Source organism: Hyphomicrobium sulfonivorans, assembly GCF_013306565.1.
GTDB classification, from domain to species: Bacteria; Pseudomonadota; Alphaproteobacteria; order Rhizobiales; family Hyphomicrobiaceae; genus Hyphomicrobium_A; species Hyphomicrobium_A sulfonivorans.
Genome location: NZ_PZPO01000002.1, coordinates 62580 through 86046 on the forward strand (window position 1 = coordinate 62580; position 23467 = coordinate 86046).

Consider the following 23467-nt stretch of genomic DNA (forward strand, 5'->3'; position numbering starts at 1 on the left):
TTGGTGTGACGCCAGCGCCGCAGGGGACAAACCAAGATTTCTCTGGATGGTTCTGCCACTCGCCTTGAAGGGGCAAGACGGCATCGATAGCGTCAGTCTCTCAAGTTTCAGTATCGCGACGGGAGATAGAGGGATGACGACGCTACAGGCCTCAGCGCAGGCGCAACTGCGCCAGCTCGTCGAGCAGATCGAGCGGCTAGAAGAAGAGAAGAAGGCGCTCGCCGGCGACATTCGCGACAAATATCTGGAAGCCAAGGGTATCGGCTTCGACGTGAAGGTGCTGCGCCAGGTGGTTCGCCTGCGCAAGAAGAGCACAACTGAGCGTCAGGAAGAGGACGCAGTGCTTGAGGTATACCTGCACGCGCTGGGCATGCTCGGCCCGTCCGATTCCGAGCACGACGCGATGGTCGATCAGATGATCGCTGCCGAGTAAGCTGACGTAACGATGGCCCATCGCCTCTGAGCAGGTGACGGGCCTTTCGCGCACCCGCACAATCCGCAGGCGCTTGTCACACCGCCTCGACCGGCATCATTGCAACGGTCGAAGCGGTGCGTCTGAGTATATAACGCTGTGCTTATTGTGCGCTGACATCGGTGCGCGAGCGTTCGATCACTTCTGGATCGAGCACCGGCATAAGCTCTGCACGGTCATTGCTGCGGCGGACGCGGCCGTCGAACTGAGCGCCTTCGTCAATTGCGAGGTTCTGGTGGGTCACGTCGCCGTCTACCTTGGCGGTTGCGTGCAGCTTCACCGTTACTGCACGAATGGCGCCGCGTACCCCGCCACGCACTTCGATTTCCTCAGCGCAGACTGTGCCCGTCACCGAGCCTTCTTCGGTGATCACAACCTGTTTGCCGTGCACGTTGCCGCGCACATCGCCATCAACCTGCAGACGGTTGGCGGAAATGATGGTGATCCGTTCGCCCAGAATGGTGAGGTCGGTTCCGATCACGGAGGTGCCGGTGCTGGCCGACGACGAGCGATCGAACGGCGACTGGCTTGGAGTAGGTGGGATCTGACGCGGAGGCTGCAGACCGCCCGATGCGAGCGGCAGCGGGCCGGGCTTGGGTTGCAACAGTCCGTTCTTGCTATCCGAATTGAACACGCGATTACCTCCTGCGCGACCGGCGCGCCTTCCCACCACTAAAATGAATGTCCCACGGCAACGATGGAGGCCCACATACGCGGCTATTTTTTGTCGATATTGAGAAGGTGCGCCATGAATCGGACTGGTCTGTTTTTTGCTGGGCTTACCGTTTGGCTTTCTGCCAAAACTTGGCGCCAGTGTTATGCAAGAGTGATCGGCGCAGCGCTTGCGACCCCCCTCGCGCGAAGCCCCATGGAAAGGCAAGCATGTACCCAAACGATCCGCGAACTCTGGTTGAGCAGACGATGGCTTCCATCCAGCGCATTGCGCTGAAGATTGCATCGCTGCCGGTGGAAGAGCGCGCAGCTGCGCTTCAGGATGCGCACAACGTGTATGCCGATGCGATGCATGATCTGGGCGAGAACGATGCTGCTGCCGCCGAATGGGTTGAGACCGTGATGGGTGCAATTCGCACGCTGGTGGATCGCATCGATGAGGATCGCGGCCGCTAGAGTGCTTCCGGAACCGGTTTTCCGACAAGAAGCACGTAAAACAAACGGCTAGAATCTCTCGGCGGTTCAACAAAACGCTGACAGGCTCTAGCAGCTTGCGAAATCGTTTTTCCTGAGCCGCATCTACACTTCAAAAATATCGGCGCTGATGTCCGTTCAATGTGTCTGGGAAGTTGAACAGTTGCTCATATGCGTTCACTATCGAAGGCGTAGCAAGCGCGAGCTATGCCATGCGTTCCGGGCATCGACAGAAGCTTTCCAGGAGGCCGGCGAATTCATTCGCTGAACTCGACAGGCTTGAGCTGGGCGCAGCGCTGCTTGAGCGCGATGCAATCAACAATCGCGCGTGGCTGACGGAGCTGGGCAAGCGCCCGCCGTATCACATTCCGCGTTGGGTCAGATTCTCGCGGCGCGGGCAAAAGCTCTGGATCGGTGCGCTGGAGCGCGCTGACTGGGCCGCTGAAACGGCCGTAACAATTTATAAAAATCGCAGGTTGCGCTGGGTGCTGCGAACGGGCTTTGCGTTCGTGCTGGATCTGGTGTGCGTGGTAGCGGCGCTGGGCTTTATTCTGGCCGCTGTCGCCTTTGCCTATGCGCTGTTCGTGCCGCCGATCTGATCGGAGTTAGCGCCAAACAAAACCGCTGGCTGAAAAGTACTGAGAGGGCTGCGTCTATGCTCAGCCGCGCTCGTACACGGCCGCGCAGATGCGATCGTCTTCAAGCTTCTTTGCAAGGTCAGTTGCGCCGCCCGGTGCCCTTCCGGCCTGATGATCGATGTGGCGCTGTTCACACCAGCGCCAGCGCGGATCATCGCGCGAGGTAACAGGTTCGACGGCGGCGGGCTCTTCAGCGGGAAGCCGCGACTCCTGCTTGGGCACAACAATGCTGTCGCCGCTGTCGATAGCCTGCGCGCCATTTTCAGCGTCGGGTTTTTTGGCGTCGATCGAGCCGGTTTCAATGCGTGATGTTGGGCCTGAAGTCAAACCTGCGGTGGGAATGGCGACCGCTCTGTCGACGGATGCATTCTGTACGCGCGCGGGCTTGTGGCGGCGCGCCACCTTCTTGGTGTTGGTCTGGCGGTAGTGCTTGGTGCTGGATGGCGACGAGGACGTCATCATGAGGCCATCGGTGGTGGCGCATCCCGCGAGCAACGCAGACATGACAATGCAGCTAACGACCAATGCTCTGCGGCTTACCGACGACATGACCCCACCTCCAAGAATCAGACGGAGCTAGTCCATCTGGAACTATCTATTCGGCTAGCTGACTCGCGGCGGGGGCAACAGGCTATGGTGGCGAAAGCCTGTTAAAGCGGCATCTTTGATGTGCAAATCGTTTGGAAGAATTGCGTCGGGCCGATAATTTTCCCCATCTGCATGCGATAGGCGCCCAATATTTCAGGCACTGTTGCTCGCCGCGCCCTTTGCCTGGAGCGCCTGATTCGGCGGCAAGCGCACAGTTTTCTGGTGCATAAGCAGGCAAATCAGAGAATTAATTGTTGCAGAGATTGCGTTCAGCGTGTTCGCCGGCAGGGAGGGATACGCCATGCACAGCAGACGCACGCAGGCGCTCGAAGGCCTGACTGAAAGCGCGGTTCTCTGGTTTCTGATCGGGTTGGTGATGATCGGTACGATTGCCTGCGTTCTCGGCCTCATCGTGCCAGACTGACAAGCCGGCTAACGGTTCGGCCAGACGTTTTCGCGGGTGCCACCGGGCCCGGCTGATCCATGCGAAGTAAATGCGATCGTCCGGCGGATTTTGACGAAATTGATAGCCGTGCCCGTTAGTCTCCCGTCGCGATGCAATATGGGATGCGGAGACAACAATGAGCCAAAACATCATCGTCGAGACGCGCAAGAAGCTCGATGAGCTGGAGCAGCGTATTCACGCGGCCCGGAACTCGATCGGCGCGTCCGGCAACTTCAGCGCTGAGGCGCAGAAGGATTGGGACGACATGGTCGCCAAGCACAGCGATATTCGCCGCAAGCTGGACGCGCAGCCGGATCATCCGGTCGGCGTTGCCGAGGGCCTGCGCTATGACGTCGACACCCTGAGCGGCGCCTATGAGAAGTGGGTGGCCAAGATCGAAGGCAAGTTCAACGCTTGAGACACGTGGCGGCCTGAAGGCAGCGTGCCCCTTGGCTCCAAGCCCCTCTGAGTTCCGGAGATTGGCGTACGCTCCGAATCCGTCCGGGCAAAAAAATACGGCGGTCGAAATTTCGACCGCCGCATCTCTACCGCAGTAGAACGACAATCAGATGATGTCGATCTCGGCCGGCATATAGGAAGTGACTTCGAGGCCAACTTCCTGCTCACGCACCTGCGGCTTGTTCCAGGTCTTCATGGGTAGTTTCCTCCTTGATGGGAGGACGTCGGCATGGGCCCGTCCCCCACCACCCGGTATAGGTTGACGCATGGGCCGCTGCAACTGGATTCTGCGATTTTTGGTTATGTCTTGAGGTAGTTGCGTGTCTTTTTGGATGCCGCAGCGCAGCAAAAAATTCATCCGTTGCCGGTTTTTTCCGCAATGGAGCGGACGCGCAAAAGTTAACCTGCGCCGACGTCCAGGTCAGGAAAATTCAGTAGTGAGCAGAAGCCGGAGTGAGCCTCACTCCTCGGCGTCGCCGCTGTTCCACTTCTGGATGGCGGTGAGGACGGACTTGCGGCACGGGCCAAGCGGGCCTTCGACATGGGCCACTTCATCGCCGCGGATGCCGGCATCGCGATAGTGCTTATCGCAATAGGCCTGCTGCTGCGCCTGAAGCTCGGCCTGCGAGCGCTTTTTGGCGACGTCCGGATCGTTGATGGCGAGCTGCGGCTGCTCGGGCGCGGAACCGGGGGCGGGCAGGCGATCAAGCGTTGGCGGAACGACAAGCGGAGCACGCTCGGCGAGCTGCGGTTGCGCCGATTTCTGGCTCGCCGCGTTCAATCCGACCGCGTTGAAGATGCCGCCGTTAAACTCGACGTCGTCCATGGAGCAGCCAGCAACCGCAATAGCCGCACACAGCGGCAGCAGAGGCTTAAATGCTCGAACGGCAAAGGATTTCGGCGGCATGTTTTCCCCCGTGGCGTCCCTGCCAACATGACGATGGCTAGGTGCGGCGCAACGCTAATTTACTGCGCTACAACGGCTTTGCGGCGTCTTTGCGACTCGCCACGATCGAGTCATATAACAGCCCTATGACCCCTGCAACTATCGCTACATCTGCTATGTTGAAGACATACCAGTAGTATCCAAAGGCGTGCATAGAGAAGAAATCTGCAACGCCGCCAAGCACCAGCCGGTCAATGGCGTTGCCGATGGCGCCGCCCATGATCAGCCCCAGCGATACGGCCAACAGCTTGCTGCCTCCGCTGCGGGCCACCCACAGCCAGAGCGCCAGCGTGGCTATTGCAGCCATTGCCGCCAGCATGATCTGGCCGCTGTAGCTCTCCTGATCGAACAGGCTGTAGCTGATGCCGATGTTCTTCACATAGACGAGATCAAGGAACGGGTTGATGTACACCCGGCCCTTGTCGGCGATGCCGTAGATTTCCAGCATCCACCACTTGTGCGCCTGATCCAGCACCAGCGTGATCAGGAACACGATCAGCGCCAGGCGCGAGTAGGGCCCCCAGAACCAGCTCCCGCGCGTGCCTGTTTCCGTTGTCTGGCTCATGCGGCACCTTCTGCGCGGGCATCGAACTCACGTACGGCTTCGGCGTCGCGGGCTGACAGATCGGGGAATGCCGGATCGGCGCCAACGTCGGCCACAATGCGCCACGAACGGGCGCACTTTTTGCCTTCCGCCCGGGCCGGTACCACGCCGACGTTCGGCACGTCCGGCAGCGTGAACGCGCCTTCGGGCGGCGCCTTGGCGATCAGCCGGGCCTGACTGGTGATGGCGACTTCTTCCAGATCGACGCCTTCCAGCGCGCGCAGCAGCTTTTCATCGGCGACATAAACTTCCGGCGCAGCCTCAAGGCTGGAGCCGATGCGTTTGGCCGCGCGCTCAAGCTCTAGTGCGCCGTTGATGACGCGACGCACTTCGCGCACCTCGTCCCACTTGGCGGCCAGTTCATCGTCGCGCCAGGCGGGGTCGATCTCGGCGAAACCTTCCAGATGGATCGAGCCTTCGCGACCGGGCTGACGGGCGAGCCAGGCTTCCTCGGCGGTGAACGACAGGATCGGCGCCAGCCATGTGACAAGCGCGTTGAAGATCTCGTCGACGACGGTCAGGGCGGCGCGGCGGCGCATGCTGGAATAAGGATCGCAGTACAGCGCGTCCTTGCGGATGTCGAAGTAGAACGCCGACAGCTCGGTGTTCATGAACTGCGACAGCACCGCGACCACCTTGCGATAGTCATATTCGGCGTAGGCGGCGCGCACTTCCCGGTCGAGCTCGGTCAGCCGGTGCAGCATCAGCCGCTCCAGTTCGAACTCGCGCATGTCGCGGAACTTGACGCGCTCATCATGATCAAGGTGCGCAAGTGCGCCCAGCATCCAGCGCAGCGTGTTGCGCAGCTTGCGATAGGATTCAGCCGCAGACTGCACGATCGCTGGCCCGAAGCGGATGTCGTTGGTGGTGTCGGCCGATGCAACCCAAAGCCGCAGGATGTCTGCGCCGGAGTTTTTCATCACGTCCTGCGGCGACAGCACGTTGCCCTTCGACTTCGACATCTTCTCATCCCCCTTTTCGTCGAGGATGAAGCCGTGCGTCAGCACGATGTCGAACGGAGCGCGGCCGCGCGTGCCGCACGATTCCAGCAGCGAAGACTGGAACCAGCCGCGATGCTGGTCGGAGCCCTCAAGATACATCACGCGGTCGAACGGACCGTCTTCCGCGATCAGCTCGGGCGTGGCGCCCAGCGGCTCGCGCTTGATGCCCGCCAGCGTCGGGAAGTGCTTGGGGTCTTCCAGCGTGAACGCGTGCGTCGATCCGGAATCGAACCATACATCGAGGATGTCACGCACCTGTTCCCACTCGGCCGGGTTTTCGACCAGTCCGTTGAGGAAGCGCTCTTTCGCGCCTTCGTCGAACCACACGTCGGCGCCCTTTTCAGCGAACGCGGCGGTGACGCGGCCGATGAGTTCCTTCGCCTTCGGGAACTTGGCTGACGGGATGACTTCGCCGGTTTCAGTGTTGCGGAACACGGTGATCGGTACGCCCCATGCGCGCTGGCGCGAGACCACCCAGTCCGGGCGGCCTTCGACCATGCTGCGGATGCGGTTCTCGCCCGTCTGCGGCACCCATTCGGTGTCGTCGATGGCTTTCACCGCAAGCTGGCGCAGGGTCTGGTTAGCCGCCTTGGGCACGCCCTTCACCGGCTTGTCCATGGCGATGAACCACTGCGGCGTGTTGCGGAAGATCACCGGCTTCTTCGAGCGCCACGAGTGCGGATACTGATGCTTGATGCGGCTGCGCGCGATGATGTTGCCTGCCTCGGCCAGCGCGGAAATGACGGCATCGTTCGCGTCGCCGCGGTCGCCCTTTTCGGTGAGCACGCGGCGGCCTTCGAAGCCGGGGGCTTCGGCTGTCAGCACACCGCCGGCATCGACGGTGAACGGGATCGTGGTGTCGATGCCGCGCTCGTGCAGCGCCTTCTGGTTGGCAACCCAGATGATGTAGTCGTCGGCGCCGTGGCCGGGCGCGGTGTGCACGAAGCCGGTACCCGCGTCGTCGGTGACGTGGTCGCCGTTGAGCAGCGGCACGGTGAAATCGTAGCCGAGCGCGTGCAGCGGGTGCTGCGCTACGAGGGTCGCCAGAACGTCAGCGTCAACGCCCGCGCGGCGCTCGAACGCTTCGACCTTCGAAGCCTTCATCACATCGGCTGCAAGCTTGTCGGCAAGGACGAGCTTGTCGCCCACCTTGGCCCAGTTGCCTTCCGGTGCGGCGGTGATTTCATAAAGACCGTAGTCGATTTTCGACGAGAACGAGATCGCGCGGTTGCCGGGGATCGTCCACGGCGTCGTTGTCCAGATGACCACCGACGCTCCGGCCAGTTCGCCTGCATCGCCCGCCACAGGAAACTTCACCCAGATCGCATCCGAGGTGTGCTCGTGGTACTCGACCTCGGCTTCAGCCAGCGCGGTCTTCTCAACCACGGACCACATCACCGGCTTGGAGCCGCGATACAGCGTACCGTTCATGGCGAACTTCATCAGCTCGCCAGCGATGATCGCCTCGGCCGCGTAGTCCATCGTTTTGTAAGGATGGTCCCAGTCGCCGATGACGCCGAGGCGCTTGAACTCCTCGCGCTGCACGTCGATCCACTTGGCGGCGAACTCGCGGCACTCGGCGCGGAACTCGTTGATCGGCACAGCGTCCTTGTTGCGGCCCTTGGCGCGATAGGCTTCCTCGATCTTCCATTCGATCGGCAGGCCGTGGCAGTCCCAGCCGGGCACGTAGTTGGAATCGAAGCCCGCCATGCTCTGCGATTTGACGACGAGATCCTTGAGGATCTTGTTCAGCGCGTGGCCGATGTGGATGTTGCCGTTGGCGTATGGAGGGCCGTCGTGCAGCAGGAACTTTGGCCGGTTGCGGCCCTGTTCGCGCAGGCGGTCATAGAGGCCAAGCTCGGTCCAGCGTTCGAGCAGGCGCGGCTCCAGCGCGGGCAGTCCGGCGCGCATCGGGAATTCGGTCTGCGGCAGGAACAGCGTCTTGCCCCAGTCGCGGCCACCGTCGCCGCCTTCTGTCGCGTCGATTGCCGCTGCCCCCGTCGCATCCGCCTTGGGGTTGCCCTTGCTGCCGTTGTCCGTTGCCATGCTCTTGATCTTTCCAGTTTCGAGCCGGGGTTCTAGCAACATGCGGCCGCCATATCTAGGCGGTGGTCCGGCTCACCAACATGGGTTCACGCTGTACGCGTTTGCTTTGCTCAGGCTGAGCCGGTTGCGAGGATGGCCTGAACGCGGGCGATGTCTTCCTGCATCTGCGCCACCAGCTCTTCGCTTGAATCGAATTTCCGGTCGGGGCGTATGAAGTCCACGAACTCCACTTCTATGGTGTGGCCATAGAGATCGCCGTCGAAGTGCAGCAGGAAAACCTCAAGCACCGGCTTGCCGTTATCATAGGTGGGGCGGGTCCCCAGATAAGCCGCGCCGTCGTGCTGCGCGCCCTCGAAGTGGACGCGTACGGCGTAGATGCCATGGCCAAGGGTGTTGCCCTTCGCCAGCGGGATGTTTGCGGTGGGGAAGCCCAATCCGGTGCCACGCTTGGCGCCGCCAACCACCTGACCGATGACGCTCCAGTTGCGCCCCAGTCGGCGGGCCGCGCCCTTCACGTCGCCTTGAGTGATGCGCAGGCGGATGTTGCTGGAGGAGAAAACCTCACCATGTTCGGCCACGGGCGAGATGACCGTGACGCCGAAGCCATAACGTTCGCCTGCCGCGCGCAGGGTTTCCGGGGTGCCGATGCGCCTGCAACCGAAGAAGAAGTTGTGGCCGACAATGACGTGGCGCACGCCGAGGCCGTCGACCAGCACCTGTTTGACGAAATCGTCGGCTGAAAGGTCGGCCATCGCCTGATCGAAGGCCAGCACGACGGTGAGGTCGAGGCCGATCCGATTGAACAGCGCGATCTTGGCGGGCAGCGTCGTCAGCCGGAAGATCGGCTCTTTCGGCTCGAAGAATTCGCGCGGGTAAGGCTCGAAGATCAGCGCCCCGGCCGGAGCGCCGATTTCCTGTGCGATTTCAACCGCCTTGTGGAGCAGGGCCTGATGGCCCCGGTGCACGCCGTCGAAATTGCCGATGGTCAGCACGGCACCGCGCGCGTTCGCGGGTACATCCTTATAGCCTTGAACGACCAGCATCGTGTCTCCCCGGCCCGGTGCCGAATGTCGGCTGCTGCTGCGGCGCCTTAGTGCAAAGCGCCGGTTCAGGTCAGGCCGGACGCGAAGGTACCATCAGCACCGCTTCGCCCGTGACGACCGGTTTGCCATTGATGGTGCACACGCAGTCGAACCGGGCGCGCTTCTTTTCCGGCACCAGTTCCGCCACCTTGACCGTGGTGACCACCTCGTCGCCGATTTTCACCGGCGCTTTGAAAGCCAGTGTCTGAGATATGTAAATGGCGCCGGGGCCGGGCAACTTCATGCCAAAGACCGCAGAAATATAGGCGGCGGAAAGCATGCCGTGGGCGATGCGCTCCTTGAAGATGGTGCCAGCGGCATAGTCGGCATCGACGTGCACAGGGTTATGATCGCCCGAAACATCCGCAAAAACCGAAATCACATCGGCGGTTACGGTGTTGGAGGTGGATGCTTCCAGTCCGATGCTAAGGTCTTCAAAGTAAACGCTGTTCGGCGTATCGGCCATAGTGCTGTGGCTCCCGTCAATCTTTCCCGTCCGTGATTGGTCGCGACACTATCCGCGCCGCACCCCAGGGGCAACCGGGCCGGGTGGACGCAGGGGCGACGCAGCGACGGGGGAGAAGCCAGGGCGTTAACGGGCGTAGGGGTATGGTGGAATTCTCAACTGATTGGCTTGTTGCCGCCGAGCCTCTGCCAAGTTATAAGGCGCCATTCCCCAGTTGACTCTAGAATGCACTTGGCCCTGCTGACCGACGCAGGGAGCCGGAGGTTCCCCCTATGAGCGACCGTAAGCCCCTTATGCCAAAGGCGACAGCCGTATGGCTCGTCGAAAACACCTCCCTGACGTTCGATCAGATCGCGGCTTTCTGCGGTTTGCACGTGCTTGAGGTGAAGGGCATAGCCGACGGTGACGTCGCGCAGGGCATCAAGGGGCTGGACCCGGTCAGCTCCAGTCAGCTCACCCGCGAAGAAATTGAAGCTGGCGAGGAAAACCCCGGCCGCAAGCTCCGTCTTGCCGAGCCGAAGGTGACGATCCCCGAGACGCCGACCCGCCGCGGGCCGCGCTACACGCCGGTGTCACGCCGTCACGACCGCCCCAACGCTGTGCTGTGGCTACTGCGGAACCATCCGGAACTGAAAGACAGCCAGATCATGCGCCTCGTCGGCACCACCAAGCCGACCATTCTGCAGATCCGCGAACGCACGCACTGGAACTCGGCCAACCTGACGCCTCAGGACCCGGTGACCTTGGGCCTGTGCTCTCAGACGGACCTGGATGCCGAGGTAAAGAAGGGCGCCCGCCGCGTGGAGAAAGACCGCGCGGATATGCCGGATCTGGAGCATGCCGGCACGTTGCTTCCGACCGAGGAGACAACCTCCGCTTCGGAAGACCGCAAGGTCGAGATCATGCAGCCGCGCCATAAGGAAGAGCGCGAGGAGTCCGAGCTGGAAGAGCAGGCCCGCGTATTCGCGAAGCTGAAAGAGCTTTCCGGCGGCGACCGTCCCGAAGAAGACGAGGACTGAGCGCTGCTCTAGTGCACCGGCGGCCGGCTCCCCGCAGGGGTGTCGCCGGTGTGCGAATGAGTTTCGTCATTCCGGTGCAGGCCGCATCTGCAATCTGGGCAAGTCGATCCCTGCGATGAGCTGCTGCCAGGGCGCCTCTAGCTGGCGACCGCGCGCCACCGCTTCAACCGATCAAGCGTAAATGTTGGCTGGATGCCTGCCTTCGTCGGCAAGGCGGATAAGGGCGTGATCCCCCTTCGGCGCCAACGAGACGCAGGGCGGGAAGGCCGCGGGCGCTTCAGGTGCATCGCGTACAAGCGCAACTTTTTTGCGCACCTGGCCGGCGCATTGTCAGGCACCGTGCCTCAGCGTCGGGCATGGATCGACATGCCGACTAAAGTCGCGAGGCCCGTGGCTTTACTCAACGGCCCACGGCACCCAGATCAGCAACATCATTAGTATCCAGAGCGCGATCGATTGCTGGGTAGACTGGCTCATGTTCATCACCCTTCTGTGGAACATGCGACCAGTTGACATTAAACGTTTGCTGGTCTGTGCAGAAGTGTGGCCATGCGGTTTTCCCGACGGTTGATCGGCCACAGGTTCCGACTGATCGCGCGAAACCGCATTGCCCGCGCGCAGCGCTTTCGCTAGCGTTTTTGCAAATGCGCGGATATTCCGCTTGCACATCTTCACCAAGCGCCGGTCTCACATGCCATCCAAACCCTACGACGACAATCTTGGTAAGAACCCAGCCAACTATCAGCCGCTAACGCCTCTGCAGTTTCTGCAGCGGGCGGCGCTTGCCTATCCCAATCACGTCGCGATCATCCACGGCGATCAACGCTTCACCTATGGCGAGTTTTATGACCGCTGTCGGCGGCTGGCGTCGGCGCTTGCAGCGCACGGCATCGGGCCGGGTGATACCGTATCGGTAATGCTGGCGAATACGCCGGCGATGCTCGAAGCGCACTACGGTGTGCCGATGGTCGGTGCGGTGCTGCACACGATCAACACGCGTCTGGATGCGCCGATCGTGGCATTTCAGTTCGATCACGCTGAAACCAAGCTGCTGATCACCGATCGCGAGTTCGCGCCGCTTTCCAAGGCTGCGCTTGAGTTGGCGAGCGCGAAGCCGATTGTGATCGATTATGACGATCCGGAATTTCCGCAAACGGGCGAGCGATTGTCCGCAGTCGAATATGAAGAATTTATCGCGGCGGGCGATCCGCAGTTCGCATGGCAGATGCCAGATGACGAGTGGAACGCCATTTCGCTGAACTACACTTCCGGCACCACCGGCAATCCGAAAGGCGTCGTCTATCACCACCGTGGTGCGGCGCTGATGTGCTACGCCAACAATCTTGAAGCCGGCATGGGCGCGCACGCGGTGTATCTGTGGACACTGCCGATGTTCCACTGCAACGGCTGGTGCTTCCCGTGGTCCGTGACAGCGGTTGCAGGCACGCATGTTTGCCTGCGCTGGGTGCGCGCCAAGGCGATGTATGACGCGATCATCGAGCACCGTGTGACGAACCTTTCCGGCGCGCCGATCGTGATGGCAACGCTGCTCAACGCACCCGACGATGAGAAGCGCCCGATTGAGCACCGCGTGTCGGTGAACCATGCCGCAGCTCCGCCGCCGCAAGCTGTGATGGATGCGATGACTGAAGCCGGCTTCCACCTTACGCACCTTTACGGACTGACCGAGTCCTACGGTCCGGCGGTGGTGAACAAGTGGAACGTTGAATGGGATGCGCTCGACAGCGCTGGTCAGGCGTTCAAGCGAACGCGTCAGGGTGTACGCTATCTCGCGCTGGAAGGTCTGACCGTGATGGACCCTGAGACGATGCAGACGGTTCCGGCGGACGGCGTGACGCTGGGCGAAGTCATGTTCCGCGGCAACATCGTAATGAAGGGCTACCTGAAAAATCCGGTCGCAACGGCGGAAGCATTTGCTGGCGGCTGGTTCCACTCCGGCGATCTCGGCGTGCTGCATCCCGATGGCTATATCCAGCTCAAGGATCGCTCGAAGGATGTCATCATTTCGGGCGGTGAGAACATCTCATCCATCGAGGTTGAGGATGTGATCTACAAGCATCCATCTGTTGCCTATTGCGCGGTGGTGGCCAAACCGGATGACCGCTGGGGCGAGACGCCGTGCGCGTTCGTGGAATTGCGCCCGGGCATGGACGCCTCGGTCGAGGAGCTGATCGGCTGGTGCCGGGAGCGGCTGGCGCACTACAAGTGCCCGCGCTACGTCGTGTTCGCGGAGGTGCCGCGCACATCGACCGGCAAGATCCAGAAGTTCAAGCTGCGCGAGATGGCGAAGAGCGCATGACGCGTGTGCTGCGTTGCTCCGGGAACACTATTTTTCGACGGCGTCGGACGCAGATGTTCGCCCGCGTTCCGTCGCAAAGTCGGCAGCGTTCGCGACGCCAAAATTCAGCGGTCACGAAGCGTATAACCGAAAGCGTGAGTGGGCTGTCGTGTGGGGCGCTCTGCGGCTTGACCCGAAGCGCGCCCCGTTGCTGAACGGAGCATGCTCCGCGCTTGGGAGAGGCGGAGACATACTCCGAAGATGCGCGGCCGGATCAAGTCTGAGAACTGCGGCTGGCCTGCGAGCCATCGCGGCTATTCAGCCGAATGGCTGGTGCTCAGCAAAGCCGTGATCCCGATGATCCAGCCGGTGTCGATCCTGGCCGGAGATTGAGGGCCGAAGGCTCCTGGTTGGCAGCTTTAATGTCGTGTGCTGCCGTTCATGCTTAGTCGTGTGATTTGGTCTTTGAGTTTCAGCTTCCGTACTTTCAGTCGCTGAATTTCTTGCTCATTCGCACCGGGGCGGGAGAGCTCCTCTTCAATCTTACGCTTAAGAAGCTTGTGCTTCTCGGATAGCTCTGCGAGGTGAGCTGAAAGCGCCATCATGGTCCTCCATGTATATTGAAGACAACAGTAGCGTGACAGAAGCTCGGCGACTTGTCCAATGGCGTTATTGTGTCGGATCGCCTAATTTTTGATGCAAATCTGCTCCGCGAGCGGGCGCTGCAATACGGCGCCTTTGCAATGTTTTATGTGCAGAATGTGCGCTGGCCTGTAACGGCAATCACTTGCGAGTTATAAGCAACAGATGGATAGTCCGGCCGCATATGCGCTGGTTGTTTAAAAGGACGTCGCCGGCCGGACATGACGCGCAACAACGATAGAGAGCTTCGGGACGAACTGGCAAAGTTGCGGGCTGAGCACCGCGACCTTGATGACCAGATCATACTGCTTGAGGATTCCGGCACTGCGGACCAGCTTCTGGTGAAGCGCCTCAAGAAAAAGAAGTTGGTGATCAAGGATCGCATGACCTCGATCGAAGATCAGCTGCTGCCCGACATCATTGCCTGACAGACGACAACGCGGATCGCGCGCGAAGAACCGCGCACTGATGGGCGTCAGGCTGCCCGGATGCCGCCAGATGCATTCGAATTGCTGCCATCCACTGCTGTTCCGGTTGCTTCGATAGCAATGTCGCGCAGGGCCTTTGCGGCGGCTGCGGTTGTCGCTTCGGCATCGGCTTCGTCGCCGCGCGACGCAGAGATCATGCCGCCTTCCAGCGGCTGTCCCAACGTTTCCTTGAAGGTCAGCACCGCGGTGAAGGCAACGGCGGCAGCGAACATCACCATGAACGCTGGCGCCATCGGATTGTCGGTGTAAGCGACGAGCAGCGTGGCGATGAAAGGCGTGAGGCCGCCGACGATGCCGATCGACAGATTGTAACCGAGCGCCACCGCCGTGCAGCGCACCTGGGCCGGTGTCGATTCTACGATCAGCGCCGGGAACGACGACGTGAACAGGCCGACGAAGAGCGCTGCACCGAGCTGGCCAGCAAAGACGAGTACAGGGTCGGGCTGATGCATGAGCGTGAACAGCGGCCACGCGGTGAGAAAGCCCATGCCGATCGAGAACAGCAGCACCGGCTTGCGGCCCACTTTGTCGGTGAGCCATGCGCCGAGCAGCATGCACGGTAGCAGCGCAGTCATGCTGATGGTGTTGATGAGCAGCGCCTGCGCGGGGGTGAAGCCGTTATCCAGCTCCATCACGCTGACGAGATAGACGAACAGCAGATAGAACGGCACCGCGTTGAAAGCGGCGAGGGCGGCGATGCGGCCCACGAGGCGCCAGTGATTGCGCAGCGTGTCGACAATCGCCGGGCTCTTGCCGCTGCGCTCCGGAACTGTCTCCTCGATGTTGCGGCGGATCAGGTTACCGACCAGGCCGACGCCTAGACCCATGATGAAGGGAATGCGCCAGCCCCATTCCGCCAGTGCATCGGCGGACATCACCGCGGCCAGCAGTGCGCCGGTGGCAGAGCCGAGCAGCAGGCCGACGATGGCGCCGCACGCTGCAAGGCCGCCCATGAAACCGCGCCGGCCCTCGGGCGCGCGCTCAACCAGAAACACCATCGAGCTGGGATGCTCGCCGCCGAGCGACAGCCCCTGCACCATACGCAGCATTGTGAGCAGGATGGGCGCGGCAATGCCGAGGACCGCGTATCCGGGCAGCAGGCCGATGAGAAAGGTCGGCACGGCCATGGCAGTGATCGCGACGATGAGCGCGGCACGGCGGCCGTAGTGATCGCTGACGTGGCCGATGGCGATGCCGCCGAGCGGGCGCATCAGGTAGCCAACGGCAAAGACGCCAAAGGTGGCGAGAAGCTGGGCGACCTGGCTTTCATGGGGGAAGAACTGGCGCCCGATCTCAACGGCGAAAAAGCCGTAGATGGCAAAATCATACCATTCCAGCACGTTGCCGATCATGCCGGCGCCAATGGCCCGGCGGGTGCGCGCTGGTTGCATCCGGATGTGCCCCTCAAGGATCTTTAGCGGTGTGCTTGGATGGCTGGCCGTCCCCTGGCCAGCGCGTGCGGTGAGGCGTTAAGCATGACAGTGGCGGGCTAAGAAACGGCCAAACGACAAGCAACACTTGTAAATATCGGGCTGTTCCTGTACCTCCGCGCTTTCTGTGGCCGAACGCAGCACGAGATGAGCACCGAAAAAGCCGTTGTAGGCATCATCATGGGAAGCCAGTCCGACTGGCCGACAATGAAGAAGGCCGCGCAGATCCTGGCCGACTTGCAGGTTCTATTCGAAGCGCGCATCGTTTCCGCCCACCGCACCCCTGAACGGCTGTATGACTATGCCAAATCCGCCAAGGATCGGGGCTTGAAGGTCATTATTGCCGGTGCTGGCGGCGCAGCGCATCTGCCGGGCATGACCGCTTCGATGACACAGTTGCCGGTTCTGGGCGTGCCCATCGCAACGACGGCGCTGGGCGGCGAAGACAGCCTGCTTTCGATCGTGCAGATGCCTGCGGGCGTTCCGGTCGGCACCCTCGCCATCGGCGAGATGGGCGCCACCAACGCCGGCCTGCTGGCGGCACAGATTCTCGCCATTACCGACGCGGCGCTGCTTAAGCGTCTCGAAGCGCACCGGGCGGCCCGCTCTGCGGCTGTCGCCGAAAGCCCCCAGGATACGTGAGACCGCATAGGATGCAGCCTCTTCCCCCCGGCTCGACGATTGGCATTCTCGGTGCCGGTCAGCTCGGCCGTATGCTTGCCGTGGCAGCTTCGCGGCTCGGCCTCAAGGCTCACATTTATAGCGACGTTCCGGGCCCCGCTTCGGATGTCGCGGCATCGACAACGATCGGCGCATACGATGATCTGGCGAAGATCACGGCGTTTGCGGCTGAGACCGATGTCGTCACCTATGAATTTGAAAACGTTCCTGTTTCTGCCGCCGCTGCGGTGGAAAAGGTGCGTCCAGTACGTCCGGGGCTGAAGCCTCTGGAGGTAGCGCAGGACCGCTTCAAGGAAAAAAGCTTCATCGCTTCTCTGGGCCTGCCGCTGCCCCGCTTTGCGCTGGTCGAAGGGCCGGGCGATTTCGCCGCCGCGCTTGAAACCGTGGGCGCGCCATCGATCCTGAAGTCGCGTCGTCTGGGCTATGATGGCAAGGGCCAGGCCCGGCTGGCTTCTGCCGATCAGATCGGCGAGGCGTTCGAAGCTATCGGCCGTGCGCCTGCAACTTTAGAGGCGATGGTCAACTTCCAGTTCGAGGTTTCGGTGCTGCTGGTGCGTGGCATCAACGGCGAAACGCTGGTTTACGACATCCCGCAGAACCACCACGAAGGTGGCATCCTGCGCACCTCCACGGTGCCGAGCCGCCTGCCTGCCGCCCATCGTGAGCGGGCGATCGAAATTGCTTCGACGCTGGCTGAGGCGCTGGGCTATGTCGGTCTGATCGGCGTCGAGATGTTCTACGTCGGCGATGCGCTTGAGCCGCTGCTGCTGAACGAGTTTGCCCCGCGTGTCCATAATTCAGGCCACTGGACGATGGACGCATGCGCCGTTGGCCAGTTTGAGAACCACATTCGGGCGGTTGCGGGTTGGCCGCTGGGTGCGACGGAACGCCATTCGGATTGTCAGATGACCAATCTGATCGGCGATGATGTTGCCGCGTGGCCGCAGTTGGCCGGTGAGGCCAATGCCTGCCTGCATCTTTATGGCAAGAACAAAGCTCTGCCCGGCCGCAAAATGGGGCACGTCAACAGGCTATTCCCCCGCTCGGTGGATGTTGAAACCCGTTCACTCTAATCACGCATGGACAATCCGGCGCTCCCTGTGGTAGGGGAAGCGCCATCATCAACGGCAATCGGGGCGTGGTGTTTTAGATACCGCACCGTATGCCGCTTTTTTCATTGGTCACCACAAGGCACAAGGAAGTAGCCGCTTGCAGGTTCTCGTCCGCGACAACAACGTCGATCAGGCTCTCAAGGCGCTCAAGAAGAAGATGCAGCGCGAGGGCATTTTCCGTGAGATGAAGCTCCGTAACTATTTTGAGAAGCCCTCCGAGCGTAAGGCTCGTGAGCAGGCTGAAGCTGTGCGCCGCGCCCGTAAGCTGGCTCGCAAGCGCGCTCAGCGTGAAGGCCTTCTGCCAGGCAAGGCTGCACCCGCTGCCGGTGCCCGCCGCTAAAAGTCGGTTTCCGACGGCATTCCTTGTGATTTAGTGCGCCCTGAGCGATGTGCTCACGGGCGCATTTGTCGTTGGAGAGGCGCGTCATCGTAGGCATCGAGCGCCTTGGCGCGCTTGTCGTACAGCGCCTCGATCCAGCGGAACATCGCCTCGTGCGAACCGTGCAGGTGGTGGTCCGAGTGGCCCGCGCGTGGGAAGGTGATGATATCCTTCGGCGCGTTGGCGGCCTCATACACGGCCTTGCCCATCTCAACCGGAATGACGCGATCTTCTTCGCCATGCAGGATAAGCAGCGGAGCAGTCACCTTCGGCAGATGCTGTAGCGTCTCGTAGCGGTCGAAAATGAACGGCCGCACCGGCAGCCACGGATAGGACAGTTCTGCCACGTCGACGATCGACGTATAGGGCGCATCCAGCACAATGCCGCCAACGTCATGCGCAGCGGCCAGCTGCACGGCGACGCCCGAGCCGATGGATTCGCCATAGACGATGATGTCTTCCGGAGCGACGCCGTCATCGCGCAGCGCCTGATAGGCCAGCGCCGCATCGGCAACATTGTCAGCTTCGCTGGGCTGACCTTCCGATCCGCCGAAGCCGCGATAGCTGAGCATCAGCACGCCGTAGCCCTGGGCCAGAAAGCGCCGCATCCGCTCGGAGCGATTGGTGAGGTTGCCGGCGTTGCCATGGAAATACAGCAGCGTTGGCTTGCCGGGGCTGGCCGGAGCGTACCAGCTGACGAGCTGGGTGCCATCCGCTGCGGTCAACATACGCTCGCTGGCGCCGGCCAGGTTGAACGCTGCCGGTGAGACGCGCCCGGCATCCGGGAAGTACATCAGCTTGCGCTGCAAAACGAAGGCTGCAACCGCTACCACTGCGTAGACGGCAAAAAGGGCCAGCGCGATCTTGATGATGAGCTGCATGCCTCTCCAACGCGCTTTTGGCAGCACCGATGGTTGAGCGGACGGGCGGTGCCAAGCAGAGGTCAGATTAGCCTGATCCGGCGCCGCCTGCGAAGCCGAACCGCTGCGGCCAATTACAAAATCGAATACGTCGTGGCCGAAAACCCGCAAAAAATTTTACGGGCCAATGCAACTCGGCGACAGGACAACAGATGTCGGATGGCTCTTTGTTCAAGCCATCCGAATTGCAGCGTAGGGCCGCAGCCCTGGCCAGATCGTCTGGCCGTACGTCCTTACTGGCCGAGTGCCCGGAGCGGATCGAAGTAGGGCTCGCCCAACGATTCAGCGACCGCAGGATGGGTGATCTTGCCGTCATAGACGTTGAGGCCAGCCCGCAGATGCGGATCATCCAGCAGCGCCTCGGTGGTGCCTTTGTTGGCCAGCGCCAGCACGAACGGCAACGTGGCGTTGTTGAGGGCAAAGGCAGAAGTACGCGCGACAGCGCCTGGCATGTTGGCGACGCAGTAATGCACGACACCATGTTCGACGTAGCTGGGTGCTGCGTGCGTGGTCGGCCGCGAAGTCTCGGCAAAGCCACCTTGGTCGATCGCAATGTCGACGATGACCGAGCCGCGCTTCATGGCTTTGACCATGTCGGTGCTGATCAGCTTGGGGGCCGAGCGACCGGGTATCAGCACCGCGCCGATGACGAGATCTGCCTCAAGCACGTAATCCTCAATTGCCTGGCGGGTTGAGAATATCGTGTTGAGGCCAGCGCCGAACTGCTGATCGAGCCCATACAGCCGCTCAAGATTGACATCGAGGCAGGTGACGGAGGCTTCAAGGCCGATGGCCATGCGCACCGCGTTGACGCCGGAAACGCCGCCGCCGATTACGACGACGTTGGCAGGGGCCACGCCAGCGGAACCGCCAAGCAGCATGCCGCGTCCGCCCTGTTCCATCTCAAGGCAGTGGGCGCCGGCCTGGATCGACATGCGGCCCGCAACTTCACTCATGGGGGATAGCAACGGAAGGCCGCCGCGCGCGCCGGTCACCGTTTCGTAGGCGATGGCAGCAACGCCCGAGCGCATCAGGCCGTGCGCTTGATCCGGGTCAGGCGCGAGATGGAGATAGGTGAAAAGCGTCTGGCCGGGGCGAAGCATGGCGCGCTCCGCGGCCAGAGGCTCTTTCACCTTCACGATGAGATCGCTGCTGGCGAACACTTCGTCGGCGGACGGCAACACGGTTGCGCCAGCTTTCACATAGTCTTCGTCTGTCACGCCAATGCGGGCGGCCGCGTTCTTCTCGACGAAAACCTGATGACCGTGGGCAACCAGTTCCCGCACGCTGGCAGGTACAAGTCCGACCCGGTTTTCGAAAACTTTAATTTCTTTGGGCACGCCGATGCGCATGTTGGCGCCTTTCTCCGCTTGAAGTCGCGGCAAGGGTATTGCGGATTACCGCCTTGGCAACCGCGATCTTGGTCTGGGCCCCATATCAGGGTGCGGCTTTTGCGGTTCGGCTTAATTTGCAGGTCGGAATGGAGATGCGCGCTGCGCGCCGGTGAAGTCGGGCAAGGCGCCGCTCTTGGTCGCTGACGCAGCGTTCTGCCCTGGTGGAACCAGAAGCAGCAGCATCGCACTCAACAGCAGCGGCCCGATCCAGATTGCCCAGTAGAGGCCAAAGATCTGCACAGCTTCGCGGCGTCGCAACGCGGCCAGCTTCTTTTTCTGTTCCAGCCTCTCCTGCTTTAGCTTTTCCGGTTCCAGGTTTTGCTGGTCCAGTCTGCTTAAAGCCTGCTGAGAGCGGGCGATTTCATAGTCGATCTCGTCGTGGTTCTCGCCGCACTCATGCAGCGCCCGTTCGTATTCTTCGAGGATCGGCTGCAATTCGCGATCCGCAACTCCGTTCATCAGCGTGAGCCGTTGCAGCGCGCTGTTGACCTTGCGGCCGCACTCGTCGAAGCGGCGCGCCTTGGCGGGATAATCTTTCGCCTGCTCGATGAGACCGATGACCATGGAGAGCGAGCCGGTGACAAAGCCGGTGAAGTCCAGCACGTTGCGCGTATGCACGCTGATGCTGTCCTGAAAGATGGTGGTGTAGATCGGCAGCAGAAATCCGAACACGCCCGCCAGCGCAAATGCCAGCGTGCTTGCATCCTGCTTGCGCTCGAATCGTTTTGCGGCGTTGAAGCGCGCGCGCTTAACGACGTTCCAGTTGTTCAGGTATCTGTCGCGCGTAGAGACGTTCTTGCGCACCGTTTCAGCCGCAAGCCGGATTTGTGTCGCGCCAGATGCCGTGGGAATTCGACTCGTCTGCATGCGGGCACATTACTGCGCATCCATCGAACGCTCATCAGGGGAGATGCCATTCCGATGGCCGATGTGCCGGATGGTGTTGAAAACCGGAAGGCGCATCAGGCGGCTGTGCCGCAGGGTCGCATCCGCTAGGAAACCCGCCGCGAAAATCGCGAATGTTACGACCGCTTACTGAACGTTATCGGCAGCAGCCCTGCGCAAGGGTTCAAAACCTGTGGTTGACCTACGATGTAAGGTACTCGTTGGCGCCGTCCCAATGTGCTCTGCGTGTTGATATTCGCCGCAGCCGTGCGCCCGTAAATTTCGTCTGAATGTCTGGAGTAAATGCGTATGCGGTTACCTCCCGCCCCAACAACGCCGACCGTTGTGTTCGATCTGGACGGCACGCTTGTGCACACCGTTCCGGACATCGCCGCCGCTCTGGATGAAGTTCTCGCGCCCTATGGTTTCGGACCAACAAGTGAGGATGAGGCTGCCTCGATGATGGGAGATGGCCTGAGCGAATTCTTCTGGCGCGCGTTGACCTCCAAGCGTCTCAATCTGCCGGCCGACGAGGCTGATGCCGCGCGTCGTCGCTTCATTGCCTGTTATGCGAAGGCGCCGGCGCGTCGATCACGTGTTTATCCGGGCATCTATGCGCTGCTGCAGGAGTTGCGTCAGCGCCATGTCCGTACAGCGGTTTGCACCAACAAGATCGAGGAAATCGCGCGCACGATCCTGCAGGATATGCGCCTCGTGAATTGCTTTGATGCGGTGGTTGGTGCCGGTGGCGATCGGCCGATGAAGCCTGATCCGCGCCCTGTTCAAGAAGCTGTCACGCGCGCAGGCGGCCACATGGCGCGGGCGCTGCTTGTTGGCGACACGAGTGCCGATCACGGCGCGGCGATTGCAGCGCGCGTTCCGCTGGTGCTGGTTGATTACGGCTACAGCCATCTGCCGATCAGCGCGCTGACCTATGGCATCATTGTCGACAATCCCAAGAGCCTGCACGACGCGGTGATGCGGTTTGTCGGCATGGAGGATTATCGCGGCCCGGACGCCGAAGCGGAGCATCATCCGAGCGTCGTTTGATGCCCGTCGACGGCATCACGCGGGACAAACGGACTAGCGGGTGGATGCTGGAGCTGGGGTGATCTTATTCGCCGGCGGCAAGCTGGCGTTTGCAGATCTCACGCCATTTGCTTTTAGAGATGTGCGTGCCTGCATCCCAGGTGTCGATGCAATGCTGAAGTTTTTCAGCGCGTGTGGGTGCCTTGTAGTCGCTGATGCTCGGCGCCGCGGCGTCGCCGCTTCCCTCGCGATAATTGCGCGTGCCCTTGCGGCCGGCGTCAACCGTGCTGACGACCGTGAGAGCCGTTGCGGGTTGCGCAGACGAAGCTGCGACTGTCCATGCACCGGCAGTTGCGTTCGATGCCGTCAAAGCAAGGAGCGAAAGCGCACCGAGGGCGCATACATATGTGCGAGCAAAGGCCATGGTTAATCCTACAACGGATTGCCGCCGCGTGGTGCAGGATCGGAATTTCTGGTGAAGCTTTGCTGGCGTGTTGGTCCGGATTGGAACGACGCCTTTTGCGTGCGCAATCCGAGTTCTAAAAAGGGGAAGGCGCGCGAAAGGGGACGTTCGCGCGCCTTCGCCAGCCAGGGCCGGGAAAGCCTGACCGGCTGTATGCCGTGATGGGCTCAGGGAGCTTCGGAAGCTGCGGCGCTGCTGGCCGCGCTCTTTCCGGCGCTGCGGGTTGATGTTGGTTTTGGCGTTTCGGTGCGGCTGGCGGTGCTGGCCGTTTCATCCATGTGCCGCAGCGTGCCTATGATGCGCGCGCCTTCATCGGCCGAAAATATCTGATGGATGATCTCGCTCTCAACGATCGCAGTATTTTCCATTCGCACGCGCTTGGCATTTATCTTGCCGGTGCTGCGTCCGCGGATGATGACTTCCTCCGCATCGATGCCGCCTTCAACCGATGCATCCGTGTCGATGATAAGCAGCTTGCAGCGCACGTTTCCGAATACGTTGCCCTTGATGAGAATGTCGCCGTTGCTTTCCAGATCGCCGCGCACGGTCAGGCATTCGTCAACGAGCGCGTGCACGGGTGCTTTGGTGCGATCCGGTGCAGCGTATTCACCGGTTGCAGGATGTGCTGCCGGGGCAGGCGTTTCAATGCTGTCGGCGTTTCCTGGTGCAGAAAAGCTATCAAGTTTCTTGGTGTTGAACATTGCGAATGCCCTTATGGAATGATGCAGGCAATATTCGAGCTACGCAGATGAGCAGTAATAGCAGCAGCAATTAAGTGACCGTTCGCACACTATTGGAAGCAAAGAGTGCTGTTCCGGTGCGCATCGCGCGCA

At 61.3% G+C, this 23467-nt stretch carries 29 protein-coding genes; 13 read left to right on the top strand and 16 right to left on the bottom strand.

Annotation, left to right across the window (positions count from 1 at the left end; genetic code table 11):
* Positions 1–133: 133 nt before the first annotated feature.
* Positions 134–433 (top strand): DUF2312 domain-containing protein, encoded by a 300-nt coding sequence (locus tag C6Y62_RS05420; protein WP_068459420.1) that lies wholly within the window; start codon positions 134–136, stop codon positions 431–433.
* Between the two features lie 142 nt (positions 434–575).
* Here C6Y62_RS05420 and C6Y62_RS16710 read toward each other — a convergent pair whose 3' ends face one another.
* Entirely contained in the window at positions 576–1106 is a 531-nt protein-coding gene (locus tag C6Y62_RS16710; protein ID WP_173953122.1) for a polymer-forming cytoskeletal protein, read from the bottom strand.
* Positions 1107–1354: 248 nt separating this feature from the next.
* Here C6Y62_RS16710 and C6Y62_RS05430 point away from each other — a divergent pair, with 248 nt between their 5' ends.
* Entirely contained in the window at positions 1355–1600 is a 246-nt protein-coding gene (locus C6Y62_RS05430) for a hypothetical protein (protein ID WP_068459423.1), read from the top strand.
* A gap of 230 nt (positions 1601–1830) precedes the next feature.
* A complete protein-coding gene (locus C6Y62_RS05435) occupies positions 1831–2217 on the top strand; it encodes a hypothetical protein (RefSeq protein ID WP_173953123.1) in 387 nt (128 codons plus the stop codon).
* A gap of 60 nt (positions 2218–2277) precedes the next feature.
* On the opposite strand, the gene C6Y62_RS05440 is transcribed toward C6Y62_RS05435, so the two are convergent.
* Positions 2278–2760, bottom strand: coding sequence for a hypothetical protein (locus C6Y62_RS05440; RefSeq protein ID WP_173953124.1), 483 nt, complete (start codon positions 2758–2760; stop codon positions 2278–2280).
* A 385-nt stretch (positions 2761–3145) separates the two neighbouring features.
* Here C6Y62_RS05440 and C6Y62_RS16600 point away from each other — a divergent pair, with 385 nt between their 5' ends.
* Complete coding sequence (locus tag C6Y62_RS16600; RefSeq protein WP_272481813.1) at positions 3146–3268, top strand: hypothetical protein; 123 nt, start codon at positions 3146–3148, stop codon at positions 3266–3268.
* A 157-nt stretch (positions 3269–3425) separates the two neighbouring features.
* The gene (locus tag C6Y62_RS05445; RefSeq protein ID WP_068459429.1) at positions 3426–3707 is read left to right on the top strand and encodes a hypothetical protein; all 282 of its coding nucleotides are present in this window, start codon (positions 3426–3428) and stop codon (positions 3705–3707) included.
* Positions 3708–3854: 147 nt separating this feature from the next.
* Here the strand turns inward: C6Y62_RS05445 and pqqA are convergent, their stop codons facing one another.
* The 6 genes from pqqA to C6Y62_RS05475 form a co-directional block, all read right to left on the bottom strand.
* Entirely contained in the window at positions 3855–3944 is a 90-nt protein-coding gene (gene pqqA / locus C6Y62_RS05450; protein ID WP_068459431.1) for a pyrroloquinoline quinone precursor peptide PqqA, read from the bottom strand.
* Positions 3945–4208: 264 nt separating this feature from the next.
* The gene (locus C6Y62_RS05455; protein WP_068459433.1) at positions 4209–4655 is read right to left on the bottom strand and encodes a hypothetical protein; all 447 of its coding nucleotides are present in this window, start codon (positions 4653–4655) and stop codon (positions 4209–4211) included.
* Positions 4656–4722: 67 nt separating this feature from the next.
* The gene (lspA, locus tag C6Y62_RS05460; protein ID WP_173953125.1) at positions 4723–5259 is read right to left on the bottom strand and encodes a signal peptidase II; all 537 of its coding nucleotides are present in this window, start codon (positions 5257–5259) and stop codon (positions 4723–4725) included.
* A complete protein-coding gene (ileS, locus tag C6Y62_RS05465) occupies positions 5256–8345 on the bottom strand; it encodes an isoleucine--tRNA ligase (RefSeq protein WP_173953126.1) in 3090 nt (1029 codons plus the stop codon). Before ileS ends, lspA begins: the two co-directional genes overlap by 4 nt.
* Before the next feature lie 110 nt (positions 8346–8455).
* Complete coding sequence (locus C6Y62_RS05470; protein WP_173953127.1) at positions 8456–9388, bottom strand: bifunctional riboflavin kinase/FAD synthetase; 933 nt, start codon at positions 9386–9388, stop codon at positions 8456–8458.
* Positions 9389–9458: 70 nt separating this feature from the next.
* A complete protein-coding gene (locus tag C6Y62_RS05475) occupies positions 9459–9893 on the bottom strand; it encodes a MaoC family dehydratase (protein WP_068459440.1) in 435 nt (144 codons plus the stop codon).
* A 272-nt stretch (positions 9894–10165) separates the two neighbouring features.
* Between C6Y62_RS05475 and C6Y62_RS05480 the strand changes: the two genes are divergently transcribed.
* Complete coding sequence (locus C6Y62_RS05480) at positions 10166–10912, top strand: DUF1013 domain-containing protein (RefSeq protein WP_068459442.1); 747 nt, start codon at positions 10166–10168, stop codon at positions 10910–10912.
* A 396-nt stretch (positions 10913–11308) separates the two neighbouring features.
* On the opposite strand, the gene C6Y62_RS05485 is transcribed toward C6Y62_RS05480, so the two are convergent.
* The gene (locus tag C6Y62_RS05485) at positions 11309–11587 is read right to left on the bottom strand and encodes a hypothetical protein (RefSeq protein WP_173953128.1); all 279 of its coding nucleotides are present in this window, start codon (positions 11585–11587) and stop codon (positions 11309–11311) included.
* 16 nt (positions 11588–11603) lie between these two features.
* On the opposite strand from C6Y62_RS05485, the gene C6Y62_RS05490 reads away from it, so the two are divergent.
* Together C6Y62_RS05490 and C6Y62_RS16605 are read left to right on the top strand one after the other, a co-directional pair.
* Positions 11604–13232 carry an acyl-CoA synthetase gene (locus tag C6Y62_RS05490; protein ID WP_173953129.1) on the top strand — a complete coding sequence of 543 codons (1629 nt, stop codon included), beginning with the start codon at positions 11604–11606 and terminating at the stop codon, positions 13230–13232.
* 240 nt (positions 13233–13472) lie between these two features.
* Positions 13473–13604 (top strand): hypothetical protein, encoded by a 132-nt coding sequence (locus tag C6Y62_RS16605; protein WP_276509961.1) that lies wholly within the window; start codon positions 13473–13475, stop codon positions 13602–13604.
* A gap of 26 nt (positions 13605–13630) precedes the next feature.
* Here the strand turns inward: C6Y62_RS16605 and C6Y62_RS05495 are convergent, their stop codons facing one another.
* Complete coding sequence (locus C6Y62_RS05495; RefSeq protein WP_338074326.1) at positions 13631–13816, bottom strand: YdcH family protein; 186 nt, start codon at positions 13814–13816, stop codon at positions 13631–13633.
* Between the two features lie 258 nt (positions 13817–14074).
* Between C6Y62_RS05495 and C6Y62_RS05500 the strand changes: the two genes are divergently transcribed.
* Positions 14075–14281: a YdcH family protein gene (locus C6Y62_RS05500; RefSeq protein WP_068461912.1), complete on the top strand. Its 207-nt coding sequence runs from the start codon at positions 14075–14077 to the stop codon at positions 14279–14281.
* A gap of 47 nt (positions 14282–14328) precedes the next feature.
* Here the strand turns inward: C6Y62_RS05500 and C6Y62_RS05505 are convergent, their stop codons facing one another.
* Entirely contained in the window at positions 14329–15732 is a 1404-nt protein-coding gene (locus C6Y62_RS05505; RefSeq protein WP_173953131.1) for an MFS transporter, read from the bottom strand.
* A gap of 186 nt (positions 15733–15918) precedes the next feature.
* Between C6Y62_RS05505 and purE the strand changes: the two genes are divergently transcribed.
* From purE to rpsU, 3 genes are all read left to right on the top strand, one after another.
* Entirely contained in the window at positions 15919–16413 is a 495-nt protein-coding gene (gene purE, locus C6Y62_RS05510; RefSeq protein WP_173953132.1) for a 5-(carboxyamino)imidazole ribonucleotide mutase, read from the top strand.
* Between the two features lie 11 nt (positions 16414–16424).
* Entirely contained in the window at positions 16425–17525 is a 1101-nt protein-coding gene (locus C6Y62_RS05515; RefSeq protein ID WP_173953133.1) for a 5-(carboxyamino)imidazole ribonucleotide synthase, read from the top strand.
* Positions 17526–17661: 136 nt separating this feature from the next.
* Positions 17662–17904, top strand: a complete 243-nt coding sequence (rpsU, locus tag C6Y62_RS05520; RefSeq protein WP_068461905.1) for a 30S ribosomal protein S21 — start codon at positions 17662–17664, stop codon at positions 17902–17904.
* 53 nt (positions 17905–17957) lie between these two features.
* On the opposite strand, the gene C6Y62_RS05525 is transcribed toward rpsU, so the two are convergent.
* The 3 genes from C6Y62_RS05525 to C6Y62_RS05535 all read right to left on the bottom strand — a co-directional run bounded on the left by C6Y62_RS05525 (position 17958) and on the right by C6Y62_RS05535 (position 21124).
* Positions 17958–18824: an alpha/beta hydrolase gene (locus tag C6Y62_RS05525; protein WP_173953134.1), complete on the bottom strand. Its 867-nt coding sequence runs from the start codon at positions 18822–18824 to the stop codon at positions 17958–17960.
* A gap of 272 nt (positions 18825–19096) precedes the next feature.
* Positions 19097–20215 (bottom strand): alanine dehydrogenase, encoded by a 1119-nt coding sequence (gene ald / locus C6Y62_RS05530; RefSeq protein ID WP_068461901.1) that lies wholly within the window; start codon positions 20213–20215, stop codon positions 19097–19099.
* A 111-nt stretch (positions 20216–20326) separates the two neighbouring features.
* On the bottom strand, positions 20327–21124 hold the full coding sequence (locus tag C6Y62_RS05535) for an SLATT domain-containing protein (RefSeq protein WP_173953135.1): 798 nt from the start codon (positions 21122–21124) through the stop codon (positions 20327–20329).
* Positions 21125–21451: 327 nt separating this feature from the next.
* On the opposite strand from C6Y62_RS05535, the gene C6Y62_RS05540 reads away from it, so the two are divergent.
* Positions 21452–22192 (top strand): HAD family hydrolase, encoded by a 741-nt coding sequence (locus tag C6Y62_RS05540; protein ID WP_173953136.1) that lies wholly within the window; start codon positions 21452–21454, stop codon positions 22190–22192.
* 64 nt (positions 22193–22256) lie between these two features.
* On the opposite strand, the gene C6Y62_RS05545 is transcribed toward C6Y62_RS05540, so the two are convergent.
* Positions 22257–22595, bottom strand: a complete 339-nt coding sequence (locus tag C6Y62_RS05545) for a hypothetical protein (RefSeq protein WP_173953137.1) — start codon at positions 22593–22595, stop codon at positions 22257–22259.
* Between the two features lie 206 nt (positions 22596–22801).
* Complete coding sequence (locus C6Y62_RS05550) at positions 22802–23335, bottom strand: bactofilin family protein (RefSeq protein ID WP_173953138.1); 534 nt, start codon at positions 23333–23335, stop codon at positions 22802–22804.
* Between the last annotated feature and the right edge of the window lie 132 nt (positions 23336–23467).